Consider the following 16361-nt stretch of genomic DNA (forward strand, 5'->3'; position numbering starts at 1 on the left):
GGAAGGCCACCTGCTGGCCGGGTTGCTGGACCGGCTGGCCGCCGGGTACGTCCCGCCGGCCGATGCGAGCGTCGTATGCGTGCCCGCGCCCGTTGCTCCTCATGGACGACGGGCGCGGGCACTCGTCGTCGGGGGCAGTGCCTGGCACGTCGTGGCCGCCGACGTCGACCCGGCCTGGGTCGCCGGTCAGGTGGCCGACGACCCGATCGTGGCCCCGCTGAGCGCGCGCTTCCTGACCGCGCTGGCCGACCGGACCGGTGTCGAGCCGGGGGTGCTGGACGCCGTCCTGGTGGCACCGCCGGCACCCCGTGCGCCAGGTCTCGAGCTGCGCGAGGCGTCGTCGGGCGGCCATCCGCGGGTGGTGCGTGCGCTGGCCCACCGCGCGGGCGTGCGGGTGTGGACCACGCCGGACGCGTCCGCCCTGCTGACCCTGGGGCGTGGGGTCTGCGGTCGCTGGGAGGTCAGCCTGGAGGTCGAACCGGCCGCCCGCGGGCGAGGCCTGGGCATGGCGCTCGCCGCCGCCGCACCCGCCCTCGTGCCCGCCGGCGCGCCGGTGTGGGCCCAGGTCGCGCCGGCCAACACCGCCTCGCTGCGCGCTTTCCTCGCCGCCGGCTACCGCCCGGTCTGCGCCGAGGTGCTCTTCGGCTCCTGACTGCAGTAGCTGTAGTGGGACGGCATCAGCGCATGTCAGCGACACGGCCGACCGCATCCACGGCCTGCCGGCGGCGACTCTCGTAGCTCGCGCCCACGGCCAGCAAGAGCGCGCCGGCTACAGCCACGGCAACGAGTCCGGACCGCGGCAGCGCCTCGACCACCCGGCCCACGGCCACCACGACCAGCGCGCCGGCGCCCACCACGAACGGCGCCTGCACGCCCCAGTTGGTTGCTGCGGTCGTCGTGAGTGTCGCGGCTGCCACCACCAGGAGCAGCCGGACCGTCCCCGGCTCGGTTCCCGCGAGCGCCACGGACGGCACGAAGCCGGTGAGCAGCGCCGGGCCCCACGCCGGCCAGGACGGCGCGTCGACCAGCCGGCGCCCGGAGAACAGCAGCAGCCCGGCCGCCGCCGGCAGCGACCAGCCTTCCACCACGTGAGGGCCGGCAGAGGCCACGGCCAGCCAGGCAGCGGCCACCAGCGCCGCGCAGCCGGCTGCGCGGACACCGCGCCGGCCGGCGCGCGCGGCATATCCGGTGAGCGCTGCGCCAAGCACCGCCAGCGGCGCGGCGGCAGTCGACCAGTCGCTCGGGACGAGCAGCCCCAGCCCGCCGACGACCGTGCCCGCCGTGGCCAGCGGCAGCTCGGGGTGCTGGCCGCGCAGCAGCGTGGTGACGCCGAGCGATGCGACGGCCAGCGCGACGAGCAGCCAGCCGGTCTGCCCGGGCGTCACGACCTGACCCGCGTCGGCGAGCAGGGTCGCGCCGGCCAGGCAGCCGACCGCCACGGGGAGCGCACCGGAACGGTCCGCCGGCTGCCGGGCCGCGACCAGCAGCGCCGGCAGCGCGGCGACGAACAGCAGCAGCGCCAGCGCCGGCCAGCGGCCGCCCGCCAGCAGTTGACCTACGGCCAGCCCGGTCAGCGTGCCCGCCGCGGTCAGCCCGGCCGGTCGCAGCACGGAGTTCCGGCCCGGTGCAGCCAGCTCAGCCACCCCGGCGGCGAGCGCCAGGCCCAGGTAGCCGCTGGCCGGGACGCCGAGCGGGTCTGCCGCGGAGAGCGCGCCCGCCACCCCGGCGCCGGCCGCCAGGCCGGACAGCAGCGGCGCCGCCGGTCGCGGCCCCAGCAGCGGACGCAGCGACGCGCGGCGGCGGGTCGCCAGCAGCCCGGCCGCGACCCCGACCAGCAGGGCGGCGGCGCCGGCGCGGGGAAGCGCGTCGAGGGCATCGGACCACACCAGGCGCTGCCCCTCGGCCACGCCGATCACCCACCAGGGGGCGGTGCTCACCAGGGTGGCGACGGCGACCGGTGGCCGCGCTACGAGAACCACCACCAGCCCGGCCAGCGCGGTGCCCAGCACCGCCCCGGCGTGCACGACCGGGGCCAGACCGAGGCCGGGCAGCGCGACGAGGACGGCGAGCTGGGCAGCAGCCCAGGCGGCCACCGGCCAGCCGGCCGCTGTGCGCCCCACCCGCCCGACAGCCAGGAACGCGACTGCCAGCCCGGCCAGCACCGGGGACCGCGGGGCCTGGTCGGGCGAGCAGGCCGCGACCAGCGCCAGCACCGCGGCGGTGGCCGCCAGCACCTCCTCGGTGGTCCGCAGCCCGCGGCGTCCGGTGCGCAGTGAGACCGCCGCGGCTGCGACAGCCAGCGCGGCCACTCCGAGCCGGCCTGCTCCGCCCCCGCCGGCGGTCAGCGAGGCCGCTCCGGCGGCGACCACCGCCACCGCGCCGGCACCGAGGAGCACGCTCTGCGGACTGACCCGCCCGGGCCCGGTCCCGGCTTCCGGCGGCGCCGGAGGCGGGGGCAGCGGGCGGTCCAGCGGCGGGGGATAGGCGACGTGGGGGTCGTGACCCACCGTGCATCACCCCCGCGTCGTCGCCGGTCGGAGCGTCCTTCCGGCGAACGGTACGGGCCGGATGCCGTCCACATCACCGGAAAGGCGGTCGGAAGTCGGCCCGGGAGCGCCTACCCTGGGGTCAGTGATCACGACGACCGGACTCGAGCTGCGCGCCGGCGCCCGCATCCTCATCAGCGACGCCAATCTGCGGGTGCAGCCCGGTGACCGGATCGGGCTGGTCGGCCGCAATGGCGCCGGCAAGACGACGACCCTCACCACGCTGGCCGGGGAGCGCGTGCCGCACGCCGGCCACGTCGACATCACCGGCGAGCTCGGATACCTCCCGCAGGATCCCCGCAGCGGTGACCTCGACATCAGCGCCAGCGACCGGGTGCTGTCCGGCCGCGGGCTCGACGTCCTCAAGACGCAGCTGACCAAGGCCCAGGTGGCCATGGCCGAGCCCGCCGACGACGCCGACCGCGACCGCGCCGTCCGCCGCTACGGTCGGCTGGAGGACCAGTTCGCCGCCATGGGCGGCTACGCCGCAGAGAGCGACGCCGCCCGGATCTGCACCAACCTGGGCCTGCCCGACCGCGTGCTGGAACAGCCGCTGCGCACCCTCTCCGGTGGCCAGCGCCGCCGGGTCGAGCTGGCCCGGATCCTGTTCTCCGACGCCGACACCCTGCTGCTCGACGAGCCGACGAACCACCTGGACGCCGACTCGATCGTCTGGCTCCGGGGGTTCCTCGGCAGCCACCGCAGCGGGCTGGTGGTCATCAGCCACGACGTCGAGCTGCTGGGGGCCGTCGTCAACAAGGTGTGGCACCTGGACGCCAACCGGGCCACCGTCGACGTCTACAACCTCGGCTGGAAGCGCTACCTGGACGCCCGGGAGACCGACGAGCGCCGCCGAAAGTCCGAGCGCGCCAACGCGGAGAAGAAGATCGACGCGCTGACCGCGCAGGCGGACAAGATGCGCGCCAAGGCCACCAAGGCCAAGGCCGCGCAGAGCATGGACAAGCGCGCGCAGCGGTTGGCCGCCGGGCTGGCCGACGTCCGGGTGCAGGACAAGGTCGCCAAGCTCCGCTTCCCGACCCCGGCGCCCTGCGGCAGGACCCCGCTGACGGCCGAGCACCTGAGCAAGAGCTACGGCTCCCTGGAGATTTTCACCGGCGTGGACCTGGCGATCGACCGCGGCACCCGGGTCGTCGTCCTCGGCTTCAACGGCGCGGGCAAGACCACCCTGCTGCGCATGCTGGCCGGCACGGAGACCCCCGACACCGGTGAGGTGAAGGCCGGGCACGGGCTCCGCATCGGCTACTACGCCCAGGAGCACGAGACGATCGACATGGACCGCTCGCTGCTGGAGGTGATGCGGTCGGCGGCCCCGGACTCCACCGACACCGAGCTGCGCCGCATCCTCGGCGCGTTCCTGTTCTCCGGGGAAACCGTCGACCAGCGCGCCGGCACCCTGTCCGGTGGCGAGCGGACCCGGCTGGCGATGGCCGCGTTGGTCTGCTCGGCGGCCAACGTGCTGCTGCTGGACGAGCCGACGAACAACCTCGACCCGGCCAGCCGGGAGCAGGTGCTCGAGGCGCTGCGCACCTACGCCGGCGCCATCGTGCTCGTCACCCACGACGAGGGCGCGGTGCACGCGCTCAACCCCGACAAGGTGATCATCCTGCCCGACGGCACCGAGGACACCTGGAGCGCGGACTTCGCCGACCTGGTGTCGCTGGCCTGAAAGAGGACCCCGCTGCCCCCCACGCCTCGCGCGCTCGGCGCGGGCCCCTGCAGCGGGGCCGGTTGCGGTGGCCGACCTCGGGCCGCCGGGTGATCATGGCTCCTGGGATGCCGACGTCACCGGGACTGCGGCGCCAGGCGACCATCGGGCGCCATCCGGCAGCAGCCGGTGCGCCCGCTGGCACGGAGGGGAGTCATGGCCGACTCGAGCACTGCGGACCTGGGCAAGGGCAAGCGCATTACCGGTGGTAACCGGACGTCGCTGGCAGGGGAGCTGCGCCAGCGCTACGACGACGGGGAGAGCATCCGCTCCCTCGCCACCTCGACCAACCGTTCCTACGGCTTCGTGCACCGGTTGCTGTCCGAGTCCGGAGCGACGCTCCGCGGCCGGGGCGGCGCCAACCGGAACGCCAAGAAGTCTGCGTGAGCGAACGGCCGGACGACGGCTGGGTGCGAACGGCGCGCGAGGGCGCCGTCCTCACCGTCACACTCGACCGCGCCGACCAACTGAACGCCCAGACACCGGCCACCTGGGCAGCGTTGCGCGAGGTCGGTGAGAGCCTGGGCGACGACGTCCGCGTGGTCGTGGTGACCGGCGCCGGCCGCTCGTTCTCCGCCGGCCTGGACCGCAGCCTGTTCAGCTCGGCACCGGGGATGGCCGGCGGGCTGGGGGAACTCGGTGCGCTGCCGCCGGAGCCGGCGGCCGAGCGCATCCGCGGATACCAGGCTGCCTTCCGCTGGCTACGCTCCCCGGGCATCGTTTCGATCGCGGCGGTGCAGGGGCACGCCATCGGGGCCGGCGCCCAACTGGCCCTGGCCTGCGATCTGCGCGTGGTCGCGGAGGACGCCCAGCTGCGGCTGCCGGAGGCGACGCTGGGCCTGGTGCCCGACCTCACCGGCACCAGCACGCTGGTCGGGCTGGTCGGGTACAGCCGCGCGGTCGAGATCTGCCTGACCGGCCGCGCGGTGGGTGCGGCCGAGGCGGTCGCGATGGGGCTGGCGAACGTCGCCGTCCCGGTCGACCAGATGGCCGCCACCGTCCGCGACCTGACCGCGGCATTGCTGGCCGTGGACACCGGCGCGAGCCGGGAGACCCTCGCCCTGCTACGCAGCGCCGTCCGCAACGACGCGGAGACCCAGGACGCCGCCGAGCGGGCCGCGCAGCTGCGCCGGCTGAGGGTGCTCGCCGTCAGCCGCTGACCGGGAACAGCCGCCCGCTCACCACGGTTCCACCGATCGATTACGCCGTTACGCGAACGGCGGCCCCGGCTGGTGGAGGATGGTCGCCGTGGACAGCCCGATGACCTCGATGGCGGCCATGCGGTCGTTCCGACGCGACCCGTCGGTGACCGAGCGGTCGATCCCCGAGGGGACCACGCAGCGGATCCTCGGGATCGCCCGGCCGTACCGCCGCGAGCTGATCTCCTTCCTGGCGCTCGTCGTCCTCTCCGCGCTGATCGGCGTGCTGACCCCACTGCTCGCCGGCAGCATCATCAACCGGATCGCCCAGCTGTCCGGCACGGCCGGCGACATCGTGCGGATCGCGCTGTTCATCGCCGGCCTGGCCCTGGTCGACGCCGGGAGCTCGCTGGCCCAGCGCTGGTACTCCTCCCGGATCGGGGAGGGCGTCATCTACGACCTGCGCAGCCGGGTGTTCGAGCACGTGCTGCGGATGCCGGTGGCCTTCTTCACCCGCACCCAGACCGGCGCGCTGGTCAGCCGGCTGAACAACGACGTCATCGGCGCGCAGCAGGCGTTCACCTCGACCCTGTCCGGCGTGGTGTCCAACGCCATCGGGCTGGTGCTCACAGCCGGGGTCATGTTCAGCCTGTCCTGGCAGATCACCGGGTTGTCGATCGTGCTGGTGCCGCTGTTCGTCGTGCCGGCCAAGCGGATCGGCAAGCGGCTGCAGGAGATCACCCGGGAGTCCTACGGGCTCAACGCGTCGATGAACGCGACCATGACCGAGCGGTTCAACGTCGCCGGAGCGCTGCTGGTCAAGCTGTTCGGCCGGCCCTCGGCCGAGGCGGAGGCGTTCCGCAGTCGGGCCGGGCGGGTCCGCGACATCGGGGTGCTGTCGGCCATGTACGGCCGGACCTTCTTCACCGCGCTGACCCTGGTCGCGGCGCTGGCCACCGCGCTGGTCTACGGCCTGGGCGGCACGCTGGCCTTCAACGGGCAGCTCAGCGCCGGGGACGTCGTCGCGCTGGCGTTGCTGCTGTCCCGGCTCTACGGGCCGCTGACGGCGCTGTCCAATGTCCGGGTCGACGTGATGAGCGCGCTGGTCAGCTTCGACCGCGTCTTCGAGGTGCTGGACCTGGCCCCGATGATCACCGAGGCGCCGGACGCCGTCGACGTCCCGGCCGGCGACCGGTCGGTCGAGTTCGAGCACGTGTCGTTCAGCTATCCCGCCGCCGCGGACGTCTCTCTCGCCTCGCTGGAGGACGTCGCCATCCCCGAGCACGGCGGCGCCACCCCGGTGCTGCGCGACGTGTCCTTCCGCGCCGAGCCGGGGCAGCTGGTGGCGCTGGTCGGCCACTCGGGGGCCGGCAAGTCGACCATCGCCAATCTGGTGCCGCGGCTGTACGACGCGACCAGCGGCACCGTCCGCGTGGGTGGGCTGGACGTCCGGCAGGCCACCAGCGACTCGCTGCGGGCCTCGATCGGCGTGGTCAGCCAGGACGCGCACCTCTTCCACGACACCATCGCCGCCAACCTCCGCTACGCCCGCCCCGAGGCCACCGACGACGAGCTGTGGGCCGCGCTCACCGGCGCCCGGATCGCGGCACTGGTGGCCTCGCTGCCCGACGGGCTGGACACCGTGGTCGGCGACCGCGGCTACCGGATGTCCGGCGGGGAGAAGCAGCGGCTGGCCATCGCCCGCGTGTTGCTCAAGGGTCCGGGTGTCGTCATCCTGGACGAGGCCACCGCGCACCTGGACAGCGAGTCCGAGGTCGCCGTCCAGCACGCTCTGGACACCGCGCTGGCCGGCCGGACGTCGCTGGTGATCGCCCACCGGCTCTCCACCATCCGCAACGCCGACCAGATCCTGGTCGTCGAGGGCGGGCAGATCGTGGAGACCGGCACGCACGCCGAGCTGATGGCCCTGGGCGGGTACTACGCCGATCTGTACCGCACCCAGTTCGCCCAGGGGGCGGGGGAGCGGACCGTCGAGGTCGGCTGAACCCGGGGGCACTACCGTTCTCCAGGTCCCACCCGCACCCCGTGCCAGGAGCGATCAGTTGAGCGCAGGCCATCCACACGACACGCAGATCCGCGCGTTGTACGCGCGGTACCTGGCAGGCTGGAACCAGCGCAGCGGCGTCACGGTGTCCTCCGTCTTTGCCGACGACGGTGAGCTGATCGACCTCGACGGCACCGTGCGCAGCGGTCGGCTGACGATCGCCGCGGACATGCGACGCATGTTCACCGAGCACGCCACCCCGACCTTCGTCGGCATCGTCCGTTCGGTGCGCCGGCTGACCGAGGGTGTCGCCGTGCTGCACGCCGTGGCCGGCATGGTGCCCCCCGGAGCCGAGGAGCTGGACCCGGCGTTCCACACCGTGCATGCGCTGGTCGCCGTGGAGGATGCCGGACGCTGGAAGATCGCCCTCCTGCAGAGCACGCCCGCCCGCTACGGCGGTCGCGCCGAGGCGCTGGCGGCGCTGACCGTGGAGTTGCAGGCCGCCCGCTGACCAGGTGGCCACAGGCGTGTGCCGCTGACTGCAGCCGCTGTAACCCGGCCCGGGGCCTCGTTCCGCGGCGCTGCCTTCCGGCGGGTCGAGAGTGCGTGGGTGGCTGGTGTGGCCGCAATGGCCCGCGCAGGCGTCGGCGCGATCATCGACGACGCGTTTCCTGGGCGGCGCTGCTTCTCAGCGCCGCCTCCGGTCAGGGCTGGACGGTCTGGAAGTGCTCTGGGTGGGTGTGTGCTGCGACCCCGCCGGGCGGCCACCCGTGAGGCGGGGCGGGCGGATCGAGTAGCCGGGATGGCGGCGTCCCGAGCGGAGATGGTCCATCGGGGCGTGGTGTACGACCTGGAGGTGGACACGTCCGGTACCGCGACGTGGATTGCGCGCGGAGGGTGCTCGCTTCGGTCGCCCAGCAGTGACTCGTCCTCGGTTGCTCCAGGACGCGGCGGGGACGGTGGGTGATCCGAGCGGTCGGCGAGTCAGCTGAAGGGTGCGTAGTGGACGTCCCGGCTCTCGTAGCGGCGGCGGGTGAAGCGCCCGGGGACCCGGCCGTCCGATCGACGTGGCAGCCACCGACCGCCTTCCTCCAGCTGCACCCAGGCCTCGTGACCGATGAGCTCGGACTGTCCTCGGGCGTACCAGAACCGCTGCCGTGCCCGGCCGGCGGCGATGGCCTCGACCATCGCCATGATCTCGTCGACCGACTCGGGCACCCGCTGCGGCTCGGTGACGATCTCGACGCGGGCGCGCTGACCGAACTCGAGCCAGGTCGTGTACGCGTCCTCCGGGAAGACGGTGACCGGTGTCGCTCCTGGGGCTGTCGGTTCCAGAACGAGGGTGGTGCCGGGCCAGTACCACCCCTCGGCGTTGTTCGTCTCGCGCGTCTGGGCACCGTGGTCGCTGGCGAGGGCGGAGAGTCGCGACCGCAGCTGGGCCAGCAGCTGGGCGTACGCCTCTTCGTCGGTCACGCGGGGATGATGCCGCGGGAACGCCCCGGTGTGGCGCTTCCCGGTCGTGGGTCGTGCGGTCGTGCAACCGATGCAGGAGCGCACCCGACGGCGGAGGAGCCGGCGCCGCCAGGGGTCAGGCCGGGGTGGCGGCGAGAGCCGCGTCGTAGCGGTCCAGCAGGACGGCGGCGATCCGCTCATCGGGGAGCAATGGTGCCGTGACGCAATCCGCGCCGGCTCCCTGGAGCTTGTCGTGGAAGTGCCCGGGGGCGAGCAGGTACGCAGCAACGACCACCCGCCCGGCGCCGGCGCGCCGGGCGGCGGCGATGGCGTCGGGGACGGTCGGGCGCGCGGCCGAGCCGTAGCCCGTGGTCACCGGGCCGGTCCAGTCGCGCTGCAGCAGAGCGGCGGTGGCCTGGACGTCGCCGATCGACCGTGCATCGGAGGACCCGGCGGCGGCGACCACCACCGCGGTGTCCGGGTCCTGGGGGTCCTCGCCGGCCGACCGCAGCCGGTCCAGCAGCACGGCGGCCAGCCGCGGGTCCGGGCCCAGGGGCCGCGCGGCCAGCGCCCCGTCGTGGGCGGCCACCGCGCCGGCGATATCGACGTGCACGTGGTACCCGCCGGACAGCAGCAGCGGGACGACGACCGCCGGGGTGCCTGCCTCGGCCAGCCCCCGGACGACGTCCACCACCGTCGGCGGCTGGACGTCGACGAACGCCGCGGTGGTCTGCAGGCCCGGGCGCAACGTGCGGGCGGCCAGCGCGAGCTCGGCGATCAGCCGGCGCCCGGCGGGGTTGCGGGTGCCGTGCGCGCAGGCGACGAGCACCGGATCCGCCGGGGCCCCGGTCACCCGGCCGCCGGGCATCCCGCCCGGTGCTGGGGGATTCCACCCGGTGTACGGCGGCGGATCCCCCCACACCGCGTGGAGACCTGCCGGTCCGGGCCGGCGGCGCTGATCACAGCCCGCGGGAGATGCCGCCGTCCACGGGCAGCATCACCCCGGTCAGGTAGGAGGCGGCGGGGGAGAGGGTGAAGGCGGCCACCCGGCCGAACTCCGCCGGCTCGCCCACCCGGCGCAGTGGGATCTCCTTGGTGCGGGCCCGGGCCGCGGCCGGGTCGCCGGAGGCGGCCGCGATCTCGGTGATCCGGTCGGTGGCGATCGTGCCGGGCAGCAGCCCGAACACCCGGACGCTGCGCGGCCCCCGGGGAGCGGACCAGCACCCGCGCGCCGTCGTCGACCTGGTCCATCAGACCGGAACGGTCCCGCGCAGCGAGCGCAGCACGTACTGCATGATCCCGCCGTTGCGGTAGTAGTTCGCCTCACTGGGCGTGTCGATCCGGACCCGGGCGTCGAACTCGACCTTCCCGGCGCGCACCTTGACGGTGCGCGGGATCGTGCCGTCGTTCAGCGCGGTGACGCCGGTGATCGAGAACTCCTCGTCGCCGGTGAGGCCCAGCGACTGCGCCGACTCGCCGTCGGGGAACTGCAGCGGCAGCACGCCCATGCCGATCAGGTTCGACCGGTGGATGCGCTCGTAGCTCTCGGCGATGACTGCCTCCACGCCGAGTAGCGCCGTCCCCTTCGCAGCCCAGTCGCGCGACGAACCGGAGCCGTACTCCTTGCCGGCCAGCACCACCAGCGGGACGCCGGCCTCGGCGTAGGCGACCGAGGCGTCGTAGATCGAGGTCGTCCCGCCGGTCAGGTGGTTCTTGGTGACCCCGCCCTCGGTGCCGGGGACCAGCTGGTTGCGCAGCCGGATGTTGGCGAACGTGCCGCGGATCATGACCTCGTGGTTGCCGCGGCGGGAGCCGTAGGAGTTGAAGTCGCGACGGCCGATGCCGTGCTCCTGCAGGTACTTGCCGGCGGGGGAGTCGGCCTTGATGGAGCCGGCCGGCGAGATGTGGTCGGTGGTCACCGAGTCACCGAGCACCGCCAGCGTGCGGGCGCCGGTGATGTCCTGCACCGGCGCCGGCTCGGCAGGCATGCCGTCGAAGTACGGGGGCTTCCGGACGTAGGTGCTCTCGGGGTCCCAGGCGAACGTGTCGCCCTCGGGGGTCGGCAGCGACTGCCACTGCTCGGTGCCGGCGAAGACGTCGGCGTAGTCGTTGGTGAACATCTCGGCGGTGACGGCCTGGTCGATGACCTGCTGCACCTCGTGCGGCGAGGGCCAGATGTCGTGCAGGAACACGTCCTGCCCGTCACTGCCCTGACCCAGCGGCTCGGTGGTGAGATCCATGTCCATCGACCCGGCGAGCGCGTAGGCGATCACCAGTGGCGGGCTGGCCAGGTAGTTCATCTTGACGTCGGGGTTGATCCGGCCCTCGAAGTTGCGGTTCCCCGACAGCACCGAGACCACCGCGAGGTCGGCCTCGTTGACCGCCTTGCTGACCGGCTCGGGGAGCGGGCCGGAGTTGCCGATGCAGGTGGTGCAGCCGTAGCCGACCAGGTAGAAGCCGAGCTTCTCCAGGTAGGGGGTGAGCTGGGCCCTCTCGTAGTAGTCCATGACGACCTTGGACCCCGGGGCCAGCGTCGTCTTCACCCACGGCTTGGAGGTCAGCCCGGCCTCGACGGCCTTCTTGGCCAGCAACGCCGCACCGATCATCACGGTCGGGTTGGACGTGTTGGTGCAGGAGGTGATCGCGGCGATGACCACGTGGCCGTGGTCGACGGACGTCTCGATGCCGTCCTCCATGACTACCGGGGTGGGCCTGGAGGTGCGGCCGGTGCCCGAGCTGGTGACGGCGGTGTGCGGCTTGCCGGCCTCACCGTTGCCTTGCGCGAACGGGCTGACCGGGTCCGACGCCGGGAAGGACTCCGCGGAGGCCTCGTCGGCCTCCGACTCGACGCCGTAGGGCCGTTCCTGCTGGGGGACGCCTGGCTTGCGGTCGTCGCCGCCGGTCTGGTCGTCCTCGATGTAGTTGCCGAGCGCCTCGCGGAACGCCTCCTTGGCGTCGGTCATCGCGACCCGGTCCTGGGGGCGCTTCGGGCCGGCGATCGAGGGGACGACGGTGGCGAGGTCCAGCTCGATGTACTCGGAGAAGGCCGGCTCGCGGTCGTCGTCGTGCCAGAGGCCCTGCTCCTTGGCGTAGGCCTCGACCAGCGCCACCTGCTCGGGAGAGCGGCCGGTGAGCTCAAGGTAGCGGATCGTCTCGCCGTCGATGGGGAAGATCGCCGCGGTGGAGCCGAACTCCGGGCTCATGTTGCCGATGGTGGCGCGGTTGGCCAGCGGGACCGCGGAGACGCCCGCGCCGTAGAACTCCACGAACTTCCCGACCACGCCGAGCTTGCGCAGCATCTCGGTGATGGTCAGGACCAGGTCGGTGGCGGTGGCGCCGTCGGGCAGCTCGCCGGTCAGCTTGAAGCCGACGACGCGGGGGATGAGCATCGAGACCGGCTGGCCGAGCATCGCGGCCTCGGCCTCGATACCGCCGACGCCCCAGCCCAGGACACCTAGGCCGTTGACCATCGTGGTGTGGCTGTCGGTGCCCACGCAGGTGTCGGGGTAGGCCAGCGTGCGGTCGCCCTCCTGGCGCGGGAAGACCACGCGGGCCAGGTGCTCGATGTTGACCTGGTGGACGATGCCGGTGCCCGGGGGGACGACCTTGAAGTCGTCGAAGGCGCCCTGGCCCCAGCGCAGGAACTGGTAGCGCTCGCCGTTGCGCTCGTACTCGATCTCGACGTTGCGGCCGAAGGACTCCGGCGTGCCGAACACGTCGGCGATCACGGAGTGGTCGATGACCAGCTCGGCCGGTGCCAGCGGATTGATCTTCTGCGGGTCGCCGCCGAGATCGGCCATCGCCTCCCGCATGGTGGCGAGGTCGACGATGCACGGGACGCCGGTGAAGTCCTGCATGACCACGCGGGCCGGGGTGAACTGGATCTCCTGGTCCGGCTCCGCGTTCGGGTCCCAGTTCGCCAGGGCGCGGATGTGGTCGGCGGTGATGTCCGCGCCGTCCTCCGTGCGCAGCAGGTTCTCCAGGAGGATCTTCAGGCTGAAGGGCAGCTTGTCCGCGCCCTCCACCGCATCGAGCCGGAAGATGTCGTAGTCGGTCCCGTCGACACTGAGTGTCGATCGTGCTCCGAAACTGTCCTTGCTGGCTGCCACCGCTTGCGCCTCACCCTCGCTGGTCCTACGGGCACTGTTCCCGCACCCGATTGCCACCCTGGATCATCCCAGCTCACCGCGCGGTCTGCGGAGCAAGGCTGCCCTTACTCGTGGCACCGGCACCCCCACCGACAGCGGCACCGTCCGTGGCGCCGGTTAACGTGACGGCGACCACGTCGACCGAGCGCCCGGGAGCCGGCATGCGCGTGCCCTTGACCACTCGTGACTTTATCGACCGCGCCGAGCTGGTCTACGGCGACCGGGTCGGCATCGTCGACGAACCGATGCAGCCGGCCGACCCGCTGGGCGAGCTGACCTATCGCGAGGTGGCCCGCCGAGCCCGGGCGATCGCCGCCGGGCTGGACGCACTGGGGGTCGGCGAGGGCGAGCGGGTGGCCGTCGTCAGCCACAACTCCGCCCGGCTGCTCGAGCTGCTCTACGCCGTCCCGTCCTACGGCCGGGTGCTGGTGCCGGTGAACTTCCGGCTCTCCGCCGCGGAGTTCGACTACATCGTCGAGCACTGCGGGGCCAGCGTGCTGCTCATCGACCCGGAGATCGAGCCGCAGCTGTCCGGGATCACCGCTCCGCACCGCTTCCTGCTGGGCGAGGAGTACGAGTCCGGCCTGCTCCGCTTCGACGCCGAACCGCGGCCGTGGTCGGCGCCGGACGAGGACTCCACCGCGACGATCAACTACACCAGTGGGACGACGGCGCGACCCAAGGGCGTGCAGATGACCCACCGCAACGAGTGGGTCAACGCCACCACCTTCGGGATGCACATGCAGGTCAGCGACCGCGATGTGTACATGCACACGCTCCCGATGTTCCACTGCAACGGCTGGGGGCTGCCGTACACGAGCGCGGCGCTCGGGGTGAAGCAGGTGCCGATCCGCAAGATCGACGGCGCGGAGATCCTCCGCCGGGTACAGCAGCACGGCGTGACGCTCATGGCCGGGGCGCCGGCGGTGTGGAACGCCGTCCTGGACGCCGCCGCCGAATGGGACGGCGAGGTGCCCGGCCGCGGTCAGGTGCGGATCGTCGTCGCCGGTGCCGCGCCGCCCTCGCGCACCATCGCCCGGGTCGAGGAGGAGCTGGGCTGGGAGTTCAACCAGATCTACGGCCTCACCGAGACCGCGCCCCTCCTGACGGTGAACCGCCCGCGCGCCGAGTACGACGACCTGTCCCCGCTGGACCGCGCCAAGGCGCTGTCCCGGGCCGGCGTCCCGGCGCTGGGGACGCAGTTGTCGACCAATGAGTCCGGCGAGGTGCTGGCCCGGGGCAACACGGTGCTCGCCGGGTACTGGGAGAACCCCGAGGCCTCCGCGGAGGCCCTGGACGGCGGCTGGTTCCACACCGGGGACGGCGGCAGCGTCGACGAAGGCGGCTACCTGACCATCTCCGACCGCAAGAAGGACGTGATCATCACCGGCGGAGAGAACGTGTCCTCGATCGAGGTGGAGGACGTCGTGTTCAGCCACCCGTCGGTCGCCGAGGTGGCGGTCATCGGCGTGCCCGACGAGAAGTGGGGCGAGATGGTCACCGCGCTGGTCGTGCTCGCCGAAGGAGCCTCGGCCACCGAGGCCGAGATCATCGCCCACTGCCGGACCCGGATCGCCGGCTACAAGGCGCCCAAACGGGTGGAGTTCCGCGATGCCATCCCGCGCACGGCGACCGGGAAGATCCAGAAGTTCAAGCTCCGGGAGTCCTTCGCGCCTCCCGCGGACTGACCCCACCGGCCCGGGTCGCCCGCACGGGGCCTCTCCCTCCATGGGGGGAGACGCCCCGCGCAGCGCTCCGGTCGTTCCCCGATCCGGTCGATCTGGACCTCAACGCACCCCTGAACGGGTGGAGGACAGGTCGAGACCGGCCCCGCCGGAAGGCGGCGCCGGGCAACGGAGGAGTCGGGTTCGTGGACGATCGGGTCGGTACGCAGGTCGGCAGGCAGCAGGGGGCGGGTGGCCGCTGGGTCCGCCGTGCGATCGGGGTCGGTGCGGTCGCCGTCGTGTGCCTGGTGTCCGTGCCCGGGGTGGCCGCCGCGGCCCCGACGAACCCGAGTGACTCCCAGATCGGCGCGGCGCAGCAGGCCAAGCAGGCTGCCGCCGTTCGGGTCGGGGCGATCACCGCGCAGCTGGCGTCCGCCCAGGCCGGCGCGGACGCCGCGCACCAGGCGGCGCAAATCGCATTGCAGGACTACGAGGACCGGCAGGCCGCCTTCGAAACGGCCCGGGACGCTGCAGACGCCGCTGCCGCCGCGGCGGAGAAGGCGCGGACGGAGCTGTCGAAGGGGCGCGACGACGTCGCCGCGTTCGCCCGGGCCAGCTACATGCAGGGCACCACCGCGCCGGGCATGACCGCGCTGCTGACTTCCGGTGGCCCCGGTCAGCTGATCGAGCGTGCCGCGCTGCTCGACGCCGCCGGCGTGCACCACACCGACGTCGTCGCCGAGCTGACCGGGCTCGAGGACCACGCCCAGACGGCGGACGCCGTCGCCCAGCAGACCGTCACCGAGGCGGCCACGCTGCAGACGCAGGCCGCGGACTCGTTGGCCGGCGCGCAGGTGCAGGAGCAGTCGGCGCGCAGCCAGGCCGACGCCCTCAGCGATCAGCAGGAGAGCCTGCAAGCCGAGCTGCAGCAGGCGCAGCAGGTGGTCTACGGCCTGGAGGGCGCGCGTCAGGCGGCCCAGGCCTACGCCGCTCAGCAGGCTGCTGCCGCGGCCGCCGTGCCGGCCCGCACGCCGGTCCGGGTCGTCACCCCGCCGGCCGCGCCGTCGTCCACGGGTTCGTCCACGGGTTCGTCCTCCGGTTCCTCCTCGGGCTCCTCGTCGGGGTCGTCGTCCGGTGGCTCGTCGTCCGGTGGGTCGTCGTCCGGTGGGTCGTCGTCCGGTGGGTCGTCGTCCGGTGGGTCGTCGTCCGGTGGGTCGTCCACCGGTGCGACCGCGGGCGACCCCTCGGTCTCGGCCGCACAAACCGCGATCGCCGCGGCGAAGACCCAGCTCGGCGTCCTCTATTCCTGGGGCGGAGGCGGCAGCAACGGCCCCAGCTACGGCATCTCGCCCGACACCAGCGTCTACGGCTTCGACTGCTCGGGCCTGACCCAGTACGCCTACGCGAGGGCCGGCATCGCCATCGGCGGGACCAGCCGCGACCAGTGGTGGAACAACCGCAACAAGCAGGTGGACGCCAGCGACCTGCAGCCCGGCGACCTGATGTTCTGGGCCTCGGGCGACGCGTACATGTCGATCTACCACGTGTCGATCTACATCGGCGGCAACCAGATGATCGAGGCACCGGACCGGGGGCTCACGGTCATGACGTCGAAGGTGCGCTACGGCAACGACTACTTCGGGGCGGTCCGGCCGAGCGCCTGAAGGACCCACTCCTGGGC

The 16361-nt window shown here is 73.1% G+C and carries 13 protein-coding genes and 1 pseudogene; 9 read left to right on the top strand and 5 right to left on the bottom strand.

What is annotated here, in order from left to right:
- Positions 1–79: 79 nt before the first annotated feature.
- Positions 80–652, top strand: coding sequence for a hypothetical protein (locus BLW04_RS10155; RefSeq protein ID WP_217630967.1), 573 nt, complete (start codon positions 80–82; stop codon positions 650–652).
- 25 nt (positions 653–677) lie between these two features.
- Here BLW04_RS10155 and BLW04_RS10160 read toward each other — a convergent pair whose 3' ends face one another.
- Positions 678–2507, bottom strand: coding sequence for an SCO7613 C-terminal domain-containing membrane protein (locus BLW04_RS10160; protein WP_091539682.1), 1830 nt, complete (start codon positions 2505–2507; stop codon positions 678–680).
- Between the two features lie 124 nt (positions 2508–2631).
- On the opposite strand from BLW04_RS10160, the gene BLW04_RS10165 reads away from it, so the two are divergent.
- From BLW04_RS10165 to BLW04_RS29595, 6 genes are all read left to right on the top strand, one after another.
- Entirely contained in the window at positions 2632–4233 is a 1602-nt protein-coding gene (locus tag BLW04_RS10165) for an ABC-F family ATP-binding cassette domain-containing protein (protein WP_091539685.1), read from the top strand.
- Positions 4234–4428: 195 nt separating this feature from the next.
- The gene (locus tag BLW04_RS10170; RefSeq protein ID WP_091539688.1) at positions 4429–4659 is read left to right on the top strand and encodes a helix-turn-helix domain-containing protein; all 231 of its coding nucleotides are present in this window, start codon (positions 4429–4431) and stop codon (positions 4657–4659) included.
- A complete protein-coding gene (locus BLW04_RS10175; RefSeq protein ID WP_254781243.1) occupies positions 4656–5432 on the top strand; it encodes an enoyl-CoA hydratase/isomerase family protein in 777 nt (258 codons plus the stop codon). The genes BLW04_RS10170 and BLW04_RS10175 overlap by 4 nt, the downstream gene beginning before the upstream one ends.
- A gap of 88 nt (positions 5433–5520) precedes the next feature.
- Entirely contained in the window at positions 5521–7416 is a 1896-nt protein-coding gene (locus tag BLW04_RS10180; RefSeq protein ID WP_371327785.1) for an ABC transporter ATP-binding protein, read from the top strand.
- 58 nt (positions 7417–7474) lie between these two features.
- The gene (locus BLW04_RS10185) at positions 7475–7927 is read left to right on the top strand and encodes an SgcJ/EcaC family oxidoreductase (protein WP_091539691.1); all 453 of its coding nucleotides are present in this window, start codon (positions 7475–7477) and stop codon (positions 7925–7927) included.
- Positions 7928–7945: 18 nt separating this feature from the next.
- Entirely contained in the window at positions 7946–8383 is a 438-nt protein-coding gene (locus BLW04_RS29595; RefSeq protein ID WP_091539697.1) for a phosphotransferase-like protein, read from the top strand.
- Between the two features lie 17 nt (positions 8384–8400).
- Here BLW04_RS29595 and BLW04_RS10195 read toward each other — a convergent pair whose 3' ends face one another.
- The 4 genes and pseudogenes from BLW04_RS10195 to BLW04_RS10210 form a co-directional block, all read right to left on the bottom strand.
- Positions 8401–8889, bottom strand: a complete 489-nt coding sequence (locus BLW04_RS10195) for a hypothetical protein (protein WP_091539700.1) — start codon at positions 8887–8889, stop codon at positions 8401–8403.
- A gap of 115 nt (positions 8890–9004) precedes the next feature.
- Positions 9005–9790, bottom strand: coding sequence for a sirohydrochlorin chelatase (locus BLW04_RS10200; RefSeq protein ID WP_254781246.1), 786 nt, complete (start codon positions 9788–9790; stop codon positions 9005–9007).
- Between the two features lie 37 nt (positions 9791–9827).
- Positions 9828–10061 (bottom strand): annotated as a pseudogene (locus BLW04_RS10205) (SDR family oxidoreductase); the annotation flags it as partial.
- Between the two features lie 57 nt (positions 10062–10118).
- A complete protein-coding gene (locus BLW04_RS10210; RefSeq protein ID WP_091539713.1) occupies positions 10119–12977 on the bottom strand; it encodes an aconitate hydratase in 2859 nt (952 codons plus the stop codon).
- A gap of 200 nt (positions 12978–13177) precedes the next feature.
- Here BLW04_RS10210 and BLW04_RS10215 point away from each other — a divergent pair, with 200 nt between their 5' ends.
- Positions 13178–14704, top strand: coding sequence for an AMP-binding protein (locus tag BLW04_RS10215; protein ID WP_091539715.1), 1527 nt, complete (start codon positions 13178–13180; stop codon positions 14702–14704).
- Positions 14705–14886: 182 nt separating this feature from the next.
- Positions 14887–16344 carry a C40 family peptidase gene (locus BLW04_RS10220; protein ID WP_254781249.1) on the top strand — a complete coding sequence of 486 codons (1458 nt, stop codon included), beginning with the start codon at positions 14887–14889 and terminating at the stop codon, positions 16342–16344.
- Positions 16345–16361 lie beyond the last annotated feature (17 nt).

Source organism: Modestobacter sp. DSM 44400, assembly GCF_900107175.1.
Lineage (GTDB): Bacteria > Actinomycetota > Actinomycetes > Mycobacteriales > Geodermatophilaceae > Modestobacter.